This is a genomic window from Brachybacterium halotolerans subsp. kimchii (genome assembly GCF_020792675.1).
GTDB classification, from domain to species: domain Bacteria; phylum Actinomycetota; class Actinomycetes; order Actinomycetales; family Dermabacteraceae; genus Brachybacterium; species Brachybacterium halotolerans.
Genome location: NZ_CP086254.1, coordinates 1,237,900 through 1,256,263 on the forward strand (window position 1 = coordinate 1,237,900; position 18,364 = coordinate 1,256,263).

At 71.8% G+C, this 18,364-nt stretch carries 14 protein-coding genes and 2 tRNA genes; 4 read left to right on the top strand and 12 right to left on the bottom strand.

Annotated elements, in window-relative coordinates:
- Window positions 1-13: 13 nt before the first annotated feature.
- From nrfD to Bra3105_RS05585, 7 genes are all read right to left on the bottom strand, one after another.
- Window positions 14-1,132, bottom strand: coding sequence for an NrfD/PsrC family molybdoenzyme membrane anchor subunit (gene nrfD, locus Bra3105_RS05555; protein ID WP_228358935.1), 1,119 nt, complete (start codon window positions 1,130-1,132; stop codon window positions 14-16).
- Window positions 1,129-2,145, bottom strand: coding sequence for a 4Fe-4S dicluster domain-containing protein (locus tag Bra3105_RS05560; RefSeq protein ID WP_228358936.1), 1,017 nt, complete (start codon window positions 2,143-2,145; stop codon window positions 1,129-1,131). Before Bra3105_RS05560 ends, nrfD begins: the two co-directional genes overlap by 4 nt.
- Window positions 2,145-5,564, bottom strand: a complete 3,420-nt coding sequence (gene fdh / locus Bra3105_RS05565; RefSeq protein ID WP_228358937.1) for a formate dehydrogenase — start codon at window positions 5,562-5,564, stop codon at window positions 2,145-2,147. Before fdh ends, Bra3105_RS05560 begins: the two co-directional genes overlap by 1 nt.
- A 125-nt stretch (window positions 5,565-5,689) precedes the next feature.
- Window positions 5,690-6,103, bottom strand: coding sequence for a chorismate mutase (locus Bra3105_RS05570; protein ID WP_228358938.1), 414 nt, complete (start codon window positions 6,101-6,103; stop codon window positions 5,690-5,692).
- A gap of 24 nt (window positions 6,104-6,127) precedes the next feature.
- Window positions 6,128-7,537, bottom strand: a complete 1,410-nt coding sequence (gene clpX / locus Bra3105_RS05575; RefSeq protein ID WP_200503180.1) for an ATP-dependent Clp protease ATP-binding subunit ClpX — start codon at window positions 7,535-7,537, stop codon at window positions 6,128-6,130.
- A gap of 217 nt (window positions 7,538-7,754) precedes the next feature.
- Window positions 7,755-8,405: an ATP-dependent Clp protease proteolytic subunit gene (locus tag Bra3105_RS05580; protein ID WP_200503280.1), complete on the bottom strand. Its 651-nt coding sequence runs from the start codon at window positions 8,403-8,405 to the stop codon at window positions 7,755-7,757.
- Between the two features lie 106 nt (window positions 8,406-8,511).
- A complete protein-coding gene (locus Bra3105_RS05585) occupies window positions 8,512-9,126 on the bottom strand; it encodes an ATP-dependent Clp protease proteolytic subunit (RefSeq protein WP_200503181.1) in 615 nt (204 codons plus the stop codon).
- 516 nt (window positions 9,127-9,642) lie between these two features.
- Here Bra3105_RS05585 and Bra3105_RS05590 point away from each other — a divergent pair.
- A complete protein-coding gene (locus Bra3105_RS05590; RefSeq protein ID WP_200503182.1) occupies window positions 9,643-10,461 on the top strand; it encodes a C40 family peptidase in 819 nt (272 codons plus the stop codon).
- Window positions 10,462-11,186: 725 nt separating this feature from the next.
- Here Bra3105_RS05590 and tig read toward each other — a convergent pair.
- On the bottom strand, window positions 11,187-12,905 hold the full coding sequence (gene tig, locus Bra3105_RS05595; protein WP_228358939.1) for a trigger factor: 1,719 nt from the start codon (window positions 12,903-12,905) through the stop codon (window positions 11,187-11,189).
- Between the two features lie 88 nt (window positions 12,906-12,993).
- A tRNA-Pro gene (locus Bra3105_RS05600) sits at window positions 12,994-13,067 on the bottom strand.
- A gap of 241 nt (window positions 13,068-13,308) precedes the next feature.
- Here Bra3105_RS05600 and Bra3105_RS05605 point away from each other — a divergent pair.
- Window positions 13,309-13,379, top strand: a tRNA-Gly gene (locus tag Bra3105_RS05605).
- Between the two features lie 133 nt (window positions 13,380-13,512).
- Here the strand turns inward: Bra3105_RS05605 and Bra3105_RS05610 are convergent.
- The 3 genes from Bra3105_RS05610 to Bra3105_RS05620 form a co-directional block, all read right to left on the bottom strand.
- Window positions 13,513-13,965 carry a hypothetical protein gene (locus Bra3105_RS05610; protein ID WP_228358940.1) on the bottom strand — a complete coding sequence of 151 codons (453 nt, stop codon included), beginning with the start codon at window positions 13,963-13,965 and terminating at the stop codon, window positions 13,513-13,515.
- Window positions 13,966-14,062: 97 nt separating this feature from the next.
- A complete protein-coding gene (locus Bra3105_RS05615) occupies window positions 14,063-14,866 on the bottom strand; it encodes a family 1 encapsulin nanocompartment shell protein (protein ID WP_228358941.1) in 804 nt (267 codons plus the stop codon).
- Entirely contained in the window at window positions 14,863-16,059 is a 1,197-nt protein-coding gene (locus tag Bra3105_RS05620; protein ID WP_228358942.1) for a Dyp-type peroxidase, read from the bottom strand. Before Bra3105_RS05620 ends, Bra3105_RS05615 begins: the two co-directional genes overlap by 4 nt.
- A gap of 171 nt (window positions 16,060-16,230) precedes the next feature.
- Between Bra3105_RS05620 and Bra3105_RS05625 the strand changes: the two genes are divergently transcribed.
- Both Bra3105_RS05625 and Bra3105_RS05630 read left to right on the top strand, forming a co-directional pair.
- Entirely contained in the window at window positions 16,231-17,784 is a 1,554-nt protein-coding gene (locus tag Bra3105_RS05625; RefSeq protein WP_228358943.1) for a DNA-3-methyladenine glycosylase 2, read from the top strand.
- Window positions 17,781-18,326, top strand: a complete 546-nt coding sequence (locus Bra3105_RS05630; RefSeq protein WP_228358944.1) for a methylated-DNA--[protein]-cysteine S-methyltransferase — start codon at window positions 17,781-17,783, stop codon at window positions 18,324-18,326. The genes Bra3105_RS05625 and Bra3105_RS05630 overlap by 4 nt, the downstream gene beginning before the upstream one ends.
- The last annotated feature ends 38 nt before the right edge of the window (window positions 18,327-18,364 follow it).

The window sequence follows — 18,364 nt, forward strand, 5'->3', positions numbered from 1 at the left end:
GGCGCCGATCCGGTCACCACCCGGTGGTGATCGAGTCGTCCGTGATGCCGGCGGCGCGGCGCTTCTCGAGGCGGTCCTTCTGCGGGATCATCACGCGCCGCGGGTCCTTCACCGACTCGTGGCCGGCGTGCAGGACGCCGAAGCGGGTGAGGGCGGAGGCTCCCGCGAGGGCCAGGCCGCTGGCGACGGCCACGGTCCGGCTGCGGCGCGCCAGCAACGTGCCGATGCCGCCGGCGACCGCGAGGCGCTCGGCCCAGGTGAGGAGCTTGCCGGGAGTGCCCTCCTCGAGGGGCTCGGACTCCAACGGGTGCATCCTCGACTTCGTGAAGTGCATGCCGACGATGTCGCCGACGACGCCCGCCGCGGCGAGCAGGCGCGCCGGACCCGCGTTCTTCCGCGAGGTGAGCGCCATCGCCATGCCGCCTGCGGCGAGGCTCGCCGAGGAGACGAACACGAAGGGCAGGCCGTGGCGTGCCGCGTTCCAGGTCGGCACGGCGGTGTCGCCCAGCAGCACGGCGGTGTACGCGGCGAGCGGCGCTCCCATGACGCCCTGGAGGACGGCCGACGGCCCCTCCGCCAGGCGCAGCAGCGGACGCAGCGGCCCGAAGGGCAGTCGCTCGCCCGTCAGGCGGTCCACCTCGTTGGCCGCGGTCATCGCGGCACCGCTCGCGTACGAGCTGAGGATCCAGGTGCCCAGGCTCATCGGGGAGCTGACCTTGAACACGCGCATCATGTGCAGGAAGCGCTCGGGCCGGCCCAGGTCGATGACGAGCGCGGGCGTGCCGACGCCCACGGCGGCGATCGCGACCAGGCGGGCGCTGCGGCGCAGCTCGGCGTTCCCGGTGAGCGCGGCCCCGGCCTGGAGCAGCCCGGAGGCGCCGGCGAGACCGCCCACGAACAGGTAGATCCCGATGGGGGTCTCCCACGGCGGAGCCTTCACGACGGGACGGCCGTAGTAGGACTCGAACTCGACGTCCTCGACCATCGCCATCTCGCGCGAGCCGTCGCCGCCGCCGCTCTCGGTCAGGTCTCGACGGCGCTTCCCCCTGCCGCCGGGGCCGGCGCCCCGGCCGCCGCGCCGACGACGCGGGGGCTCGGGCGGGCGGTACTCGTCGTACTCGGAATGGGTCACCGACGTCCTCCCAGGAACGCGAGAGCGGTCGCGACCAGCATGCCGCCCATGGCGACGGCCGCGGTGCGGTACATGTGCGGCAGGTCGGCCGTGGGCACCTGCGGGTCCGGCGGCAGGCCGTAGACCTCGGGCTCGTCCAGCAGCAGGAACACCGATCCGGTGCCGCCCACGCCGTCCTCCGGGTTCGCGCCGTACAGGCGCGCCTCGGTCATGCCCTGCGCGTGCAGCTGGGCGACGCGCTCATGCGCCTGCTCGACCATGTCGGAGCGGTCCCCGAACTTGATGGACGTGGTGGGGCAGGTCTTCGCGCACGCGGGCTCCTCGCCCTCGACCAGCCGGTCGTAGCACAGGGTGCACTTGTTCGCGGTGCCCTTGTTCGGCACCTCCTGCTGCACGCGGCCGCGATCCTCCTTCGGGGAGACCGTGCCGTCGTCGCGGCGCTCGATGACCCCGAAGGGGCAGCTGCCGACGCAGGTGCCGCAGCCGTTGCAGATGTCGGACTGCACCACCACGGTGCCGAACTCGGTGCGGAACAGGGCCCCGGTGGGGCACACGTCCAGGCAGCCGGCGTGCGTGCAGTGCTTGCACACGTCCGAGGACATCAGCCACCGGAACTCCGGGGTGTCCGGGGGCGTGGTGTCCACCCCGGTGAGGTCCTCCCCCGCGCGCCCGCCGGGCGCGGCGGTGCCGCCGCGGGGACCGATCGTGGGCATCCCCAGGGAGACGAGCTTGCGCCCCGACTCGCGGGCCTCCTCGATGCGGTCCTTCTTCTGCTCGACGAAGGCCACGTGGCGCCAGGTGTTCGCCCCCAGCGAGCCCGTGTTGTCGTAGGAGGAGCCCAGGATCTTCAGGTCGCCGTCCTGCGGGTTGCGGTTCCACTCCTTGCACGCGACCTCGCAGGCCTTGCAGCCGATGCAGATCGAGGTGTCGGTGAAGAACCCCTTGCGCGCGTGGTCGTGTCCCCATCCGGAGTCGGCGGCGGGGTTCTCCTCGGGTCCGGACAGCAGTCCCATCAGTCCTCCTCCGTTCCGGTGGTGCGCTGGTCCTCGCCGCCGCTCTCGTGGCGCGGCAGGTCGAACGTCTCCTCGATCGACTCCCCGCTCTGCAGGTCGATGTCCTGCCTCTCGGTGCCCTCGGGGAAGTCGGGCGCCGTGAGCAGCTGGTCCCCGGTGTCGAGCTGGAGACCGGCGCGGCGCTGGAGCTCCTCGACCAGCTCCTGGCGCGCGGCTCCTCGGGGCCGACGGCCGGGCCGGATCGCGCAGGCCGTGACCTTGGAGTTCTGGATTTGCGTGTTCGCGTCCAGGTTCATCGCGATGAGGTCGTTGACGCTGTCGCCCTCGACGACCGCGTGCGTCCCCTGCGCCCAGTGGTAGGGCAGTCCGATCTGGTGCACCGTGCGACCGGAGATCGTCAGCGGCGTCATCCTCTCGGTGACCAGGGCGATCGCCTCGATCGCGGCGCGCGGCGAGATGATCGTGGCCCAGCCGTAGGGCTCGATGCCCACCTCCGCGGCGAGCTCCGGGGAGATCTCGCAGAACAGCTGCGGCTGGAGCTCGGCGAGATAGGGCAGCCAGCGGCTCATGCCGCCCGCCGTGTGGTGCTCGGTGACGCGGTAGGTCGAGAAGTAGTACGGGTACACCTCCTCGCGGGCGTCCCCCGTCATCCCCGGCGCGTTGAGGTTGTCGCGGTCCTGGATGAACTCGCGCGTCGGGTTCGCCTGCTGCGGGTACAGCGGGTTCGGGATCGAGGAGTCCACGGGCTCGTAGTGGGTCGGGAGCGGCCCGTCGACGAGCCCGGTCGGCGCGAACAGCCAGCCGCGCCCGTCGGACTGCATGACGAACGCATCGTTGCCGGCCAGGCCCTTCGCCCCGCCCGCCTCGACGTCGCCAGGATCGTGCGGGGCCTTGTCGGCGGGGAAGTCCGGGACGTCGGGGCCGGCCCACGTCTCCGCCGTCTCGTCCCACCACAGCAGCTTCTTGCGCTCGCTCCAGGGCTTGCCGTCGGCGTCGGCCGAGGCGCGGTTGTAGAGGATGCGCCGGTTCATCGGCCAGGCCCATCCCCACTCGTGGGCGAACTCGTCCTGCTCGTAGCCGGGCTTCTTGCGGGCGGCCTGGTTGATGCCGTCGGCGTACACACCGGTGTAGATCCAGCAGCCGCCGGAGGTCGAGCCGTCGTCGGCCATCTCCGTGTAGCCGCTCAGCGGCTGCCCTGCCTTCGGGCCGGTCTCGTGGCGGCCGTTGATCTCGGCGATCACGGACTCCGAATCGACCTCGCCCTCCTTGTCCACGGGGTAGTCCCACGTGAGGTCGAGAAGCGGCCGGTCACGGGGATCGGTCGACCCCCGGAGCTTCTCGCGGATGCGCCGGCCGAGCTCGTAGAGGAAGTCGAGCTCGCTCTGCGCGTCGCCCGGCGGATCCACGGCCTTCTCGCGCCACTGTACGAGACGCTGGGTCTGGGTGAAGGAGCCGGCCTTCTCGGTGTGGTTCGCCGCCGGCAGGAAGAACATCTCGGTGCCGATGTCCTCCGTGCGCAGCTCGCCCGAGTCGATCTCCGGCCCCTCCTTCCACCAGGTGGCGGACTCGATCATGGAGAAGTCGCGCACCACCATCCACTTCAGGTGGGACATGCCCAGGCGCTGCATGCGGCCGTTCGCCGATCCCACCGCCGGGTTCTGGCCCAGCAGGAAGTACCCGTCCACGCCGTCGTCGAGCATCCGCATCAGCGTCTGGTAGGTGCCGGCCGGACCGTCGAGCCGCGGCAGGTAGTCGAAGGCGAAGTCGTTCTCCGCGGTGGCGTGCTCGCCCCACCAGGCCTTGAGCAGGTTCACGGCGTAGGTGCGCGACTCGGCCCAGAAGCCCTTCTGCTCCTTGCGGCCGATGGAGTCCGCGTAGGTCTGGAAATCGTCGTGCGCCCCCGCCTTGGGCATGGGCAGGTAGCCCGGCAGCAGGTTGAACAGCGTCGGGATGTCCGTCGACCCCTGGATGGTGGCGTGGCCGCGCAGCGCCATGATGCCGCTGCCCGGTCGGCCCACGTTCCCCATCAGCAGCTGCAGCATCGCCGCGGTGCGGATGAACTGGGCGCCGCCCACGTGCTGGGTCCAGCCCACCGCGTAGGCGAAGCACGTGGTGCGCTCGCGACCGGAGTTCTCCACGAGCGCGCGGGCGAGGTAATCGAAATCCGCGCGGGAGATGCCGCAGGCCTCGGTCACCATCTCCGGGGTGTACCGGGAGTAGTGGCGCTTGAGGATCTGGAGGACCGTGCGCGGATCCTGCAGGGTCTCGTCGCGCGCGGGGATGCCGTGCTCGAGCGGCGGACCGCCCGATCCGAACGCCTCGCCGGCGCCGGCGCGGCCGGCGGTCCAGTGGGAGCCCTCCCGGCCCTCGAAGGCGCTCGCGTCGGCGACCTTCCCGTCCTCCCCCGGGGCGGAGTACGCCCAGGACGCGGGGTCGTAGGTCCCGGTCTCCGGGTCGTAGCCGGAGAACAGGCCCTCGAGGTCCTCGGTGTCCAGGAACTCCTCGGAGATGATCGTGGAGGCGTTGGTGTACGCCAGCACGTAGTCCTTGAAGTACAGGTCGTTGCTCAGCACATGGTTGATGAGCGCTCCCAGCAGCACGACGTCACTGCCGGCGCGCGTGGGGATGTGCTTGTGCGCATTGGCCGAGGTGCGCGTGAAGCGCGGATCCACGTGGATGATCGTGGCTCCGCGGGACTTCGCCTCCATCACCCACTGGAAGCCCACGGGATGTGCCTCGGCCATGTTCGAGCCCTGGATGATGATGCAATCCGCGTTGGCCATGTCCTGGAGGGACTGGGTGGCGCCTCCGCGTCCGAACGAGGCTCCCAGACTGGGAACCGTGGCGGAGTGTCATATGCGCGCCTGGTTCTCCATCTGGATCGCGCCCGCGGCCGTGAACAGCTTCTTGGCGAGGTAGTTCTCCTCGTTGTCGATGGTCGCGCCGCCGAGGCTCGCGATGCCCATCGTGCGCCGCAGGGCGTGGCCCTTGTCGTCGACGTCCTCCCAGTGGTTGCGGCGCGCCTCGAGGAAGCGGTCGGCGATCATGTCGATCGCGGTGTCGAGGTCGAGGTCCTCCCACTCGGTCCCGTAGGGCCGGCGGTAGCGCACCTTCGTGATGCGGCGCGGGGAGTTCACGAGCTGCTCGCTCGCCGACCCCTTCGGGCACAGGCGACCGCGCGAGATCGGCGAGGCAGGGTCGCCCTCGATCTGCGTGACCTTCCCGTCCTTCGAGTAGACGAGCTGACCGCAGCCGACGGCGCAGTACGGGCACACGCTGTGCGCGACGTGGTCGGCCTCGGCCGTGCGGGGCGTGATGCTGCGGGTGCGCTTCGAGGTCACGGAGGTTCCGCGGCCGAGCACGTCGCCGTCTCGCAGCTGGCGCACGACCGGCCACTCGAGGAAGCTGAAGCGGGGCATGCCCCGATGCTACTCCGGCGAAACGCCTCTTCGCGGCCGCAATGGCCGCGATTCTGACGACGTGTCAGGCCGGGCGGCCGGGACCCGTGGCCGACGGCGGGGTCACGGGAGGACCGGTCGATGGATCAGGAGGCGTCCTCGCCCCGGATCTGCTCGTGGTGGCGGATCACCTCGGTGACGATGAACTTCAGGAAGGACTCGGCGAACACGGGGTCCAGACCGGATTCCTGGGCGAGCGCGCGCAGGCGGGCGACCTGCTGCTCCTCGCGACGGGGATCGGCGGGCGGCAGGCCGTGCTCGGCCTTCAGCCGGCCCACGCGCTGGGTGTGGCGGAAGCGCTCGGCGAGCAGGTTCACGAGCGCCGCATCGATGTTGTCGATGCTCGAGCGCTCCTCGGCGAGCAGGGCCCGGGCGCGCTCGACGGCCTCGGGCGAGCCCGCCGCGTCGGCCGCTGCCCCTGCGTCGGCGGCACCGGTGGCCTCGGCCCGGATCTCGCTCGCACGCACGTCGGGCGGGGTGGTGTCCTCGTGGCGCGTCATGGTCGCGTCTCCCTCGTGCGCCGCTCAGGCGCTCTGCTCGTGGCGGTCCTCGGACTCGCGCTCGACCTCGGCGGTGGTGACCATGAGCGGGGCGCGGCCGTCCGTCACCACGCCCTCGGTGATGACCACGCGGGCGATGTCGCGCCGCGAGGGCACCTCGAACATGACCGCCTGCAGGGTCTCCTCGAGGATCGCGCGCAGCCCGCGCGCACCGGTGCCGCGGTCGATCGCGCGCTCGGCGATGGCCTCGAGGGCGCTGCGCTCGAAGTCGAGCTCGACGCCGTCGAGCTCGAACATCTTCTGGTACTGCTTGACCAGGGCGTTCTTGGGCTCGGTGAGGATCTGGATGAGGGCCTCGCGATCCAGGTTCGCCACGCTCGTGAGCACGGGCAGGCGACCGATGAACTCGGGGATCAGCCCGAACTTCAGCAGGTCCTCGGGCAGCAGCTTGGAGTAGATCTCCGACTGCTCCATGGGCGCGTGCAGCTCCGCGCCGAAGCCGATGCCGCGCTTGCCGATGCGCGAGCCGATGATGTCCTCCATCCCGGCGAAGGCACCGGCCACGATGAACAACACGTTCGTCGTGTCGATCTGGATGAACTCCTGGTGGGGGTGCTTGCGCCCGCCCTGCGGCGGCACCGCGGCGACCGTCCCCTCGAGGATCTTCAGCAGCGCCTGCTGCACGCCCTCGCCGGAGACGTCCCGGGTGATCGACGGGTTCTCGGCCTTGCGGCCGATCTTGTCGACCTCGTCGATGTAGATGATGCCTCGCTCAGCCTTGGCGACGTCGTAGTCGGCGGCCTGGAGCAGCTTGAGCAGGATGTTCTCGACGTCCTCGCCCACGTAGCCGGCCTCGGTGAGCGCCGTGGCGTCGGCCATCGCGAAGGGCACGTCGAGCAGGCGCGCGAGGGTCTGGGCGAGGTAGGTCTTGCCGCATCCGGTGGGGCCGACGATCAGCACGTTGGACTTGGCGACCTCGACCTCCTCCTCGCTGCTCTCCGCATCGTCCTCGGCGGCGGGGGCCGCACCGGAGGCGCCCGCGCGAGCCGGACCCTTCGATCCCTTGGCCGGGGTCGCGTCCTTCGACGTGCCGGCGACGGCCGGCCCCTGGGTCGCCTCCGCGGCGGCCTCCTGGGCGCGCACGCGCTTGTAGTGGTTGTAGACGGCGACCGAGAGGGCCTTCTTGGCGGGGTCCTGGCCGACGACGTACTGCTGCAGGAAGTCGAAGATCTCCCGCGGGCTGGGCAGGGGTGCGGGCTCCTCGGCGGCGGGCTTGGCGGCCTGGACCTCCTCGGCGATGATCTCGTTGCACAGCTCGATGCACTCCTCGCAGATGTACACCTGCGGGCCCGAGATCAGGCGCTCCACCTGCTTCTGCGACTTGCCGCAGAAGGAGCACTTGAACACGTCGGCTCCGTCGCTCATGCGCGCCATGTCCGTCCTCTTCCCTTTCCGGTCGGGCCGTGTGCGGCTCGTGCCGCCGCGGCCGCTGCCGCACGCGGACGGCGTCCGCGTGCATCAACGGTAGCCCAGCGCGCTCCCGCGTCGTGGGAGACGCGCGGCCCCGGGGTCACGAACTCCGGGGCCGCGCGCCGTGCGTTATGCACCAAGTGGGGCTGGTGCTGCTGGGGTGCTTCTCGGTCGCGCCGGCTCAGCGGGAGAGCTGGCCGGGTGCGTCCTTCCGCGAGGCCAGGACCTGGTCGACCAGGCCGTACTCGAGGGCGCCCTGGGCGGTGAGGATCTTGTCGCGCTCGATGTCGCGGTTGACGTCCTCGGCCGCGCGGCCCGTGTGGTGGGCGAGCGTGGTCTCGAGCCACTCGCGCATGCGCAGGATCTCGTTGGCCTGGATCTCGATGTCCGAGGCCTGGCCGCCGCCCTGTCCGCCCATCGCGGGCTGGTGGATGAGGATGCGAGCGTTGGGCAGCGCGAGGCGCTTGCCGGGCGCGCCCGCCGCCAGCAGCACGGCCGCCGCGGAGGCCGCCTGCCCGAGGCACACCGTGGTGATGTCGGGCTTGATGTACTGCATGGTGTCGTAGATCGCGGTGAGCGCGGTGAACGAGCCGCCGGGGCTGTTGATGTACAGCGTGATGTCGCGGTCGGGGTCCTGGGACTCGAGCACGAGCAGCTGCGCCATGACGTCGTCGGCCGAGGCGTCGTCGACCTGGACGCCCAGGAAGATGATGCGGTCCTCGAACAGCTTGGTGTAGGGGTCCTGGCGCTTGAAGCCGTACGCCGTGCGCTCCTCGTACTGGGGCAGGACGTAGCGGGAGGACGGCATCGGCCCGGCCTGCGCGATGGGCATGCCGGCGCCTGCCTGGGGGGCGAAGCGGGGATCGAAGGTCACGTGGTGCTCCTTGGGTGGTTCGTGAAGACGGTTCGGGTGCGACGGATGCGGGCCGACGGGCGGCTCAGTCGTCGGTCCCGCCCCCGCCGCTGACGTCGTCCGCACGGGTGACGATCCCGTCGATGAAGCCGTACTCGAGGGCCTCGGGAGCGGTGAACCAGTGGTCGCGGTCGCCGTCGGCGATGATCTGCTCGACACTCTTGCCGGTCTGCTCGGCGGTCAGCTCCGCCATCTGCTTCTTCATGGACAGGATCAGATCCGCCTGGATCTTGATCTCGCTCGCGGTTCCGCCGAGGCCGCCCAGCGGCTGGTGCATCAGCACGCGGGTGTTCGGGGTCGCGTAGCGCTTGCCGGGCGTGCCGGAGGACAGCAGGAACTGGCCCATCGAGGCCGCCATGCCCATGGCGATGGTGACGACGTCGGGCTGGATGTACTGCATGGTGTCGTAGATGGCCATGCCGGCGGTGATGGAGCCGCCGGGGCTGTTGATGTAGAGGTAGATGTCCTTCTCGGGATCCTCCGCCGCGAGCAGCAGGAGCTTGGCGCAGATGGCGTTGGAGTTGTCATCGCGCACGTCCTCCCCGAGCCAGACGATGCGCTCGCGCAGCAGGCGCTGATAGACGTTGTCGTCCAGTCCCATGGGGGTGTCGCCCGAGGCGTTGCGGGGCTGCGAGGTCATGGATTACTCCTTAGAGGGGCCGACTTCTCGATGGGGTCGACTCTATGTCGAGCGCCCGCTCCCCCGGCATGCTGTTCGCCGCAGGCGCACACCCGGGCCCCGACCCATGGGGGCCGGTCGGCGGACCGGGACGGCCCCGCGGGCTCGCCGGCGCGGGGCACGATCGGCCGGCCGACGAGGACCCGGCCGCCCCTCCCACGAAGGTGCTGACGCGTCGGCCGACGAGGGGCCGCCCGCGGAGCGGGTCACGCCCTCCGCCGCCCGGCGGTAAAGGAGCCTCCCTGCCTGGCCATGAAGGGTCCGCGCTTTCCCAAGGACTGGCAAAGGAGCCGGTCGGGGTGCACCAAACCGCTGGCCCCGACTATTCCGCGCGCCTAGTCTCAAAGTGCCGGACGAAGCAGAGGCCTTCCCCGCCCGCAGCGCCGAGCACCCCGCACCGTTCATCCAGTACCGGATGAGGACCCTGCACGCCGCCATCCGACCCCCTGGATGAGACCCGGAAGGACCCCGCCTCACATGGCCCAGAAGAACACGCACCGCGCCGCCGGCCGCGCCGTCACCCCGATCAGCGCCTCCTCGGCCGCGGTCCGCACCGCGAGCGGCGCCGCCGTCCTCGGCACGGTCCTCGTCGGCTCGGCCTTCACCATGCAGGGCGCGACCGCGCAGACCGCCCCCGCCGCCCCGGCGCAGAACACCGCGAGCGCGAGCACCGCCAAGGCGACCGTGACCACCGCGGCCTCCGCCAAGAGCACCTCGCTCAGCGCCGGCGCGACCCTGTTCTCGGGCGTCCGCGGCGAGCGGGTCTCCGCCCTCCAGGCCTCTCTCAACGATCACGGCGCCCACCTCGCCGTGGACGGCGTGTTCGGCACCAAGACCAACGCCGCCGTGCGCGATTTCCAGTCGACCAACGGCCTGCGCGTCGACGGCCGCGTCGGCCCCGAGACCCGCGGCGCCCTGAACGGCGGCTCCTCCTCGAGCGTCTCCAGCTCCTCCTCGAGCACCTCCGGCTCCTCGATCGTCGCGGCCGCGCGCTCGCAGATCGGCGTCCACTACAGCTGGGGCTCCTCGAACCCGTCCAACGGCCTCGACTGCTCGGGCCTGACCACCTACGCCTACTCGCAGGCCGGCAAGTCCCTGCCGCGCACCTCGAGCGGCCAGGCGGCCGGCGGCACCCGCATCTCCCAGTCGCAGGCCCAGCCCGGCGACATCGTCCACTGGCCCGGTCACGTCGGCATCTACGCCGGCAACAACAAGGTCATCGACGCCTCCGGCTCCCGCCAGCAGGTCATCGAGCGCACCATCTGGGGCAGCCCGACCTTCATCTCCTACCGCTGATCGAGCGGGCCCTCCGCGGCCCGACGATCACCACGGCAGCACGGAACGGGGCGGCACCGCACAGGTGCCGCCCCGTTCTGCATGTGCGCGCTCGTGGTGGAGGGACGCGCGGGTGTGGGGCAGGAATGGGGCGGACGCGTGGGCGTGAGGCCGGAGCGGGCGTACGGTCCGGCGCACGGGGCCCGCGTGCGGTCCGGCGCACGGGTGGCGTGCGGCAGATGCAGAGATCCGGATGCGGCAGATGCAGGGCGCGGATGCGGCAGATGCAGGGCGCGGATGTCACGGAGCGGCGTATATCGGACGTCTCTGCCATATCTTGCAGAGACGTCCGGTATACGCCGCTGGAGCACATCGTCCCGCACTCACGGAGCAGGCATCAGCGCCGGGCACGACCCGTCAGCACGACCGTCAGCACGACCCGTCGCACGCCGCCCCACAGCGCGAGCTCGCACGGCGGGATTCAGGGACTGGAGCCGGACCGATGCGGGACGGGGAGCCCCCCCCGGGGATGCGACCGTGCGCGCTGCCGTTCTCCTGACCGCTCCGGCCACTCTCCCCCTCCGGAGCACCGACGCACCGACCCCGGCGCACCCGGGCCGGGCACACCCGGGCACAGTCCACGGCACACGGGAACGGGCCGCCCGCCGGATCTCTCCGGCGGGCGGCCCGTTCCCTGTGCCCCGGCGCGTCTCAGAAGACGCGGCCCGGGCGGTGTCCTGCGAGGATCACTTGTCCTCGGCGGACTCCTCAGTCTTCTTGGCCGCCGCGGACTTGGCCGACGTCGCCTTGGAGGCGGCGGGCTTCTTGGCGGCCGTCGACTTCGACGCGGTGGTCTTGGTCGAGGCGGACTTCGACGCGGTCGTCTTGGAGGCGGCCGTCTTCGAGGTCGTGGACTTCGCGGCAGTCGTCTTCTTGGCGGCGGTCGAAGTGGTCGACTTCGCGGCGGTGCTCTTCTTGGCCGGGGCCTTCTTCGCCGGCGCCTTCTCCTCGCCCTCGGCGTCCTCCGCCGCGGCGGTGGACTTCGAGGCGGTCGACTTCGAGGCGGTCGACTTCGAGGCGGTCGCCTTGGTGGCCGGAGCCTTCTTGGCGGGGGCCTTCTTCGCGGGGGCCTTCTTGGCCGGAGCCTTCTCGGCCTCCTCGCCCTCGGCGTCGGCATCCGCCTCGGCGGCGTCGGCCTTGGTCAGCCCCAGGTCGAGCACGTCGCCAGCGGTGTTCTTCACCGTGATGTCGGCGAGGGCCACGTCGAGGGCCTTGGAGCGCTGGGCCTCGGCGAAGACCTGCTCGAGCTGACCGGACTGGGCCAGCATGGAGATGAGCTGGTTGGGGTCGATGCCGTACTGGGCACCGAGCTGGCTCAGGTAGGACATGAGGTCCTCCTGCTCAACCTGGACCTCGCGGGTCTCGTTGAGAGCGTCGAGCACGAACTGCGCGCGGATGCCGGAGATCGTGTCCTCGCGGATCTCCTCGGCGTGCGGGTCGCCGGGCTCCTTGCCCTCGTTCTCGAGGTGCTGGGCGATCTCGTCCTCGACGAGCTGATCCGGGACCGGCAGGTCCAGGTCCGCGACGAGCTTGTCGAGGAAGGCGTTGCGGGCCAGGGCCACGCGGTTGCCCTCGGCGTCCTTCGCGGCCTGCTCCTTGAGGTCGGCCTTGAGCTCGTCGATGGTGTCGAACTCGGAGGCCATCTCGGCGAACTCGTCGTCGGCCTCGGGCAGCTCGCGCACCTTCACGCTCTGGGCGGTGACGGTGATGTCGGCGTCCTCGCCGGCGCGTTCGCCGCCGGCGAGCTTCGAGGTGAAGGTCGTGGTCTCGCCGCCGGACAGGCCGATGAGTGCCTCGTCCAGGCCCTCGAGCATGTTGCCCTCGCCGATGTGGTATGAGACGCCCTCGACGGACTCGACCTCCTCGTCACCGACCTTCGCGGTCATGTCGAGGGAGACGAAGTCGCCGTCCTGCGCGGGACGGTCGACGCCCACGAGGGTGCCGAAGCGCTCGCGCAGCGCGTCGAGGCGCACCTGCACGGCGTCGTCGTCGACCGTGGGCTCCTCGATCTCGACGACCACGTCGGAGAGCTCGGGGAGGGTGAAGTCGGGGCGCACGTCCTGCTGGACGGTGAAGTTGAGGTCACCGGCGTCGGTACCGTCGAGGCCAGGGATCTCGGTGACCTCGACCTCCGGACGGCCCAGCGGGCGGATCTCCGCCTCGGTCGCGGCCTTCTGGTAGAAGTCCGGCAGGGCGTCGTTCACGGCCTCCTGCATGATCGCCGGGCGACCGAAGCGCTGCTCGACCAGGCGCGTGGGGACCTTGCCCTTGCGGAAGCCCGGGATCTGCACCTGCTCGGCGATCTTCTTCGTTGCCGCCTCGACGGCCGGCTTCAGCTCGTCGAACGGCACAGCGACGGTGAGCTTCACCCGGGTCGGGCTGAGCTTCTCGACTTCGGTCTTCACGTGCAGGTCTCCCTGAGGTCTATCGGTGTTCTGGACTTGTCCGGTGGCGCCGCCCGGTGACTCGGCACGGTGGCGACCCAGCCGCGGGTCGGGGTGACAGGATTTGAACCTGCGGCATCCCGCCCCCAAAGCGGGTGCTCTACCAAGCTGAGCTACACCCCGGAGGGCAACCCACCAGATCCTACCTGGTCGCTCCTGCACGCCCCCGGCCGCGTCCGGCACCTGTGATGGGAGACATGCCTCCGCGGGCCGACGCGTGGTGCGCCGCGGCCCGCACCTCTGGTCTAATAGGAGCGGCCGCACACGATGCAGCGCACCTCCGACGATCCGCTCGGCTCCCGGTGGTCCGGTATCCGAAAGCCCCCTGGACGGGGCGCCGAGGAACAGCATCTGCGCTGGTCACGCGGGCGTAGCTTAATGGTAAAGCCTCAGTCTTCCAAACTGATGACGCGGGTTCGATTCCCGTCGCCCGCTCTCCACGGACCGGCCGGTCGAGCAGCTCTCCTGCTCGACCGGCCGGTTCTTCCATGTGTGCCGCCGGAACGCCCTCGGGACCCCGACGCCCGAGCCGCGGGCCCCGGCATCCGGTGCCCGGCGCGGGTAGTGCTCAGGGCCTCCCGGCCCGCAGGAACGGGATCGCCGGGATCCAGAAGACCTTGCCGGTGAGCGAGAAGATCAGGCCGAGGATCGACACGACGATGTGGAACAGGGTGACGAGTCCCCAGAGGGAGATGGCCGTCCCGAGCGGGAAGAAGTCGTGCCCGTACGGCCCGTCCGCGAGGGTGAGGAGCAGCACGAAGTGCAGCGGCACGAGGATCAGCGTGAGCACGAGGTAGGTGCCGCCCCAGTTCGCCGCGTTTCGCGCGTTGACGTGGGCGAGGCCGCCCTTGGTCCGCGAATGGGCGCCGACGGCGAGCATCGTCACGCCGGCGATGACCGTCGAGAAGAAGGGCACGAGAAGGAACACGAGCAGACCGAGGCCCCAGGCGAGCGCTCCACTCGGCGGGGCGGGCTGCGTCGGGGGGAAGCGGGGATCGTGGCTGGGAGGAGGCTGGGTCATGCCTCCAGGGTAGGAGGCGCAGGCATCCGTGCGTCCGGCGCGCCTGCTGCCGGACGCACGACTCCCGCTCCGGCCGTGCTCGGACCTCCCGGGGACCTCAGCTCTCCGCGAGCAGCGGGACCGCGGCCTCCGGCGTAAAGGAGAGGAACGTGATCGACTCCTGGAAGTAGAGCGTCACGGTGTCCGCGTCGTGGGCGGAGTAGCCGATCGACACGTCCTGGCCGATGGTCAGCTCGAAGTCGCCGCCGCGGCGCGAGAGCAGCACGCCGCCCTCGATCGCGGGAGCCCACACGATCGGCCCGTCGAGCACGCGCTTCAGGTGCTCGATGATCGGGTAGCCGTGGTTGGTGGTCTCGTTGACCTCGCGGTACGCGTCGGCGCTGAGGGCGAGCGCGTAGGGGCCGTCGATCGACTCCAGTCGCAGGGCCGTCATCGCCCGGGACACCGCGTCGGGGTAGTCGCGCACGTCCTGCGGCAGGTGGTGCGCGAGCGAGGTGGCCCCGGGGGTGATGCCGGTGATGTGCGCGGCGTCGAGGCCGTTGAAGATCGCGTGGTCCTCGGCGAGCGCGATGGTGCGGGCGGCGTCGACGACGGGGTCCCAGTCGGGGTCCTGCGCGCCGCGGTCGACGTCGTCGATCGCCTCGCGGCTGATGGTGAAGGGGACGGTGAGCTCGGTGATCGGCTGGGACTCGCGCAGGCTCGCGCGCACGCCCTCGAGGCCCAGGTCCACGCGGTGGCGGTGACCGGTGGTGACCGAGGCCAGGTCGAGGCCGTGGGGCCCGCTGACGTCGACCAGGCGGCGCCCGGCGATGTTGCGGCGGAACGAGCGCTTCGCCTCGTCCTCGATGTCCTCCCACGCCGCTGTGGAGATGGGCGCGAGTTCGCGATGCAGGTTGTTCATGGCGTCTCCTTCGTCCCGGCGGTGCCGGGGTCGTGCGGGGCGGGGTCGTGCGCGGCGGGAGCGAGAGGGGCTGGACCGTGAGAGGCGGCGGTGTGCGGAGCGGTCGGTTCGAGGGCCCCGATGCCCAGCGATCCCTCCGCAGGATCCGGCGGGGCGGGGGTGGCCGACGAGGGCACCTCGGCACCGTCGGCCACATCGGCCCCGTCGTCCCCATCGGCCCCCTCGGCACCGTCGCCCGCGTCGCCCGGCGCGGGCGGGATGTCGTCGAGGAAGTCGACGGTGGGGACGAAGAAGTGGGTGCCCGTGAGCGCGGTCGAGAAGTCCAGGAGCCGGTCGTGGTTCGTGCCCTCGGGGTCCCCCAGGAACATGTTGCGCAGCATCTGCTCGGTGACGTCGAGGTCGCGCGAGTAGCCGATGAAGTAGGTGCCGAACTCGTCGGCCGCGGCGCTGCCGAAGGGCATGTTGTCGCGCACGATCTTCAGCTGCGTGCCATCGGCGTCCTCGATGACGGTGAGCGCGGTGTGGGAGTCGGCGGGCTTCGTCTCGTCGTCCATCTCGACGTTGTCCCACTTGTGGCGGCCGATGGTGTCGGCCTGGTGCTCGACGGTGAGCCGCTCCCATCCCTCCATGTCGTGCACGTACTTCTGGACGGTCACAAAGCTGCCGCCCACGAAGTCCGGGTCCGTGTCCTCGTCGAGGACCACGAACCGCTGCGCCTCGAGACCCTCGGGGTTCTCGGTGCCGTCGACGAAGCCGATGACGTCGCGGGAGTCGAAGTAGCGGAACCCGTGGACCTCGTCCTGCACTGTGGTGAACGGCCGCAGCTGCCGCATGAGCTGGCCGGCGAGCTCGAAGCACACGTCCATGCGGTGGGCGCGGATGTGGAAGAGGAGGTCGCCGGGGGTCGACGGGGCGTCGTGCACCGTCCCGGACAGGGCGGGGAAGGTGCGCAGCCCCTTCGGCGCGGGGCCGGAGAACAGGCGGGACCAGGCGCGGGCGCCGATGCCGACCACACACCCGAGGTCCGCCGCGACGATCCGCGAGCGCACGGTGCGAAGGGTGCCGGTGAAGCCGTCGAGGACCTCGCGCACGCCGTCCTCGCCGCCCTCGTCGACCGTGAGGACGAGGAAGATCGCCGACTCGGTGAGCGGCCTCAGGATCCTCTGCGGGATCGGTGCGCTCTGTTCGTCCACGTGCTGCGTCCTCCCGCTCGTCGACCGCGGAGCATGCGCGCCCCGTCCGCGACCCAGGCTAGACCCTCACCCGGTGACGCCACGCAGGGTCGGCCCGAGGTGTTCGATGATCCCCGCCGCCGTGTCCGATTCCCGCTGGCGCCGCTGGTGCGCAGGGGGTTCACTGGGGGCATGGACGAGATGACGGACGACGAGCGCTTCGCCGCGATCCGGGCGCGGGACGCCCGCTTCGACGGCGCGTTCTTCACGTGCGTCCGCTCCACGGGGATCTTCTGCCGCCCCTCGTGCCCGGCCCGCACCCCGGCGCGCGCGAACGTCGACTTCGCCCCGTCGGCCGCGGCGGCGGTCGAAGCGGGCTTCCGCGCCTGCAAGCGCTGCGGGCCCTCGGCCCCGCCCGGATCGCCGGACGAGGACCCCTCCGGCGATCTCGCGCGTCGCGCGCTGCGCCTCATCGACGGCGGCGCGCTCGACGACGGCTCGGTGCCGCAGCTCGCCGCGCGCCTCGCGGTCTCCGAGCGCACGCTGCACCGGGCGCTGAGCGCCCGCACCGGGGCGGGCGCCCTCGCCCATGCGCGCATGCGTCGCGCCCGGCGGGCCCACGACCTGGTCCTGGAGACGGATCTCCCGCTCTCGCGGGTCGCGTTCGCCGCCGGGTTCGGCAGCGAGCGCCAGCTCCACGACACGTTCACGACCGTGTTCGGCCATGCGCCCTCGACCGTCCGGGAGCGCAGGGGGCGGGACGCGACGCGGTCCGACGGGCCGGCGGACCCCGCGGCCGAGGGCGCCGCCCACCTGCGGGCGCGCCTCGCGGTGCGCCTCCCCTTCGACGGGGACGGCCTCGCCCGCTGGTTCTCCGCGCGCGCCGTGCCCGGCGTCGACGAAGTCGTCGCCGACGGGGACGGGGCCGGCGCGGCTCCCGTCCGGCGAACCGCCGTGCGCCTCCCCCACGGTCCCGCCGTGCTCGAGGTCGCCCTGCCCTCCCTCGCGGGCACGGGCACCGCGCGCCTGCCCGCCACCATGCACCTGGTCGACGTGCGCGACTACGGCGCGGCGGTAGGTCTCGCGCGGCGCCTGCTGGACCTGGACGCGGATCCGCTCGGCATCGACGAGGCGCTCCCGCGCTCCCTGCCCGCCCTCGCCCCGCTCGTCGCGGCGCGGCCGGGGGTACGGCTGCCCGGGCTGCCGTCTCTCGCCGAGGCGTTGATGTGGGCGATCGTCGGGCAGCAGATCACCGCCGCGCAGGCCCGGGACCAGATCGCGCGCGCCACGGACCTCGCCGGCGAGGCGCTGCCGCCCTCGCTGCACGTGGGCGGCGTGCACCGTCTGGGCCCGACGCCGGCGGAGGCCGCCGCGCGTGCCGCGGACTGGTACCGCGGGCCCGGCGCCCGCCGCCGCGCCCTGGTCACCGCGCTCACCGAGACGCCCGACGCGGACGCGCTGGATCCCGCGCAGCTCCACGAGGCCGTGCTCGCACTGCCGGGCGTCGGCCCGTGGACCGCCGGCTACGCGCTGCTTCGCGGCACCCGCGGCAGCGACCTGGCTCCCCCGCGCGACGTCGCCCTGCTCGCCGCCGCCCGCGACCTGGGCCTCGCCGAGGACCTCGACGACCTCCCGGAGTCCCTCGCGCCCGCCGCTCCCTGGCGCTCGTACGCGAGCCTGCATCTGTGGCATCACGCCGCCTCCCTGCCACCCGCCCGCCGCACCCGAAGGACACGCAGCTCATGAACTCCACACCCGATCGTTCCGCCGGAGCCTCCGCCTCCCATCCCGCACGCCATCTCGCGGTCGAGACCCCCGTCGGCCGCTATCTGATCGCGGCCCGCCGCACGGCCGACGGCGACGCCGTCACCGGCGTCTGGCGCGAGGCCCAGTCGCACTTCCCGCGCACCGAGCGCCTCGGCGCGCACGTGACCGGGAAGGACCCGCTGCTCGAGGAGGCCTCGCAGCAGCTGCTCGACTTCCTCGCGGGCACCCGCACCGTGTTCGACGTGCCGCTGCGCCTCGAGGGCACGGCCTTCCAGCGCAGCGTGTGGGAGGAGCTGCGACGGATCCCCTTCGGCGACACCACCACGTACGGGGCGCTCGCCCGGCAGATCGGCTCGCCGCGCGCGGCGCAGGCGGTCGGCGCGGCCGTCGGCGCGAACCCGATCTCGATCCTCGTGCCCTGCCACCGGGTGCTCGCGGCCGACGGCTCCCTCACCGGCTACGCGGGCGGCATCGGCACGAAGGAGTCGCTGCTGCGCATCGAGGGCGTCCTCGGCGCCTGAGAGCCTCACATCGCGCCCTGCGCGGCCCCTCGCCGCCC

Coding starts and splice junctions, on each gene's coding strand:
- clpX (WP_200503180.1), bottom strand. CDS start 7,537: ATGGCGCGCATGAGCGACGGAGCCGACGTGTTCAAGTGCTCCTTCTGC.
- Bra3105_RS05580 (WP_200503280.1), bottom strand. CDS start 8,405: ATGCCCATCGCGCAGGCCGGGCCGATGCCGTCCTCCCGCTACGTCCTG.
- Bra3105_RS05585 (WP_200503181.1), bottom strand. CDS start 9,126: ATGACCTCGCAGCCCCGCAACGCCTCGGGCGACACCCCCATGGGACTG.
- Bra3105_RS05610 (WP_228358940.1), bottom strand. CDS start 13,965: ATGACCCAGCCTCCTCCCAGCCACGATCCCCGCTTCCCCCCGACGCAG.
- Bra3105_RS05630 (WP_228358944.1), top strand. CDS start 17,781: ATGAACTCCACACCCGATCGTTCCGCCGGAGCCTCCGCCTCCCATCCC.
- Bra3105_RS05570 (WP_228358938.1), bottom strand. CDS start 6,103: ATGACGCGCCACGAGGACACCACCCCGCCCGACGTGCGTGCGAGCGAG.
- Bra3105_RS05560 (WP_228358936.1), bottom strand. CDS start 2,145: ATGGGACTGCTGTCCGGACCCGAGGAGAACCCCGCCGCCGACTCCGGA.
- Bra3105_RS05615 (WP_228358941.1), bottom strand. CDS start 14,866: ATGAACAACCTGCATCGCGAACTCGCGCCCATCTCCACAGCGGCGTGG.
- Bra3105_RS05590 (WP_200503182.1), top strand. CDS start 9,643: ATGGCCCAGAAGAACACGCACCGCGCCGCCGGCCGCGCCGTCACCCCG.
- Bra3105_RS05625 (WP_228358943.1), top strand. CDS start 16,231: ATGGACGAGATGACGGACGACGAGCGCTTCGCCGCGATCCGGGCGCGG.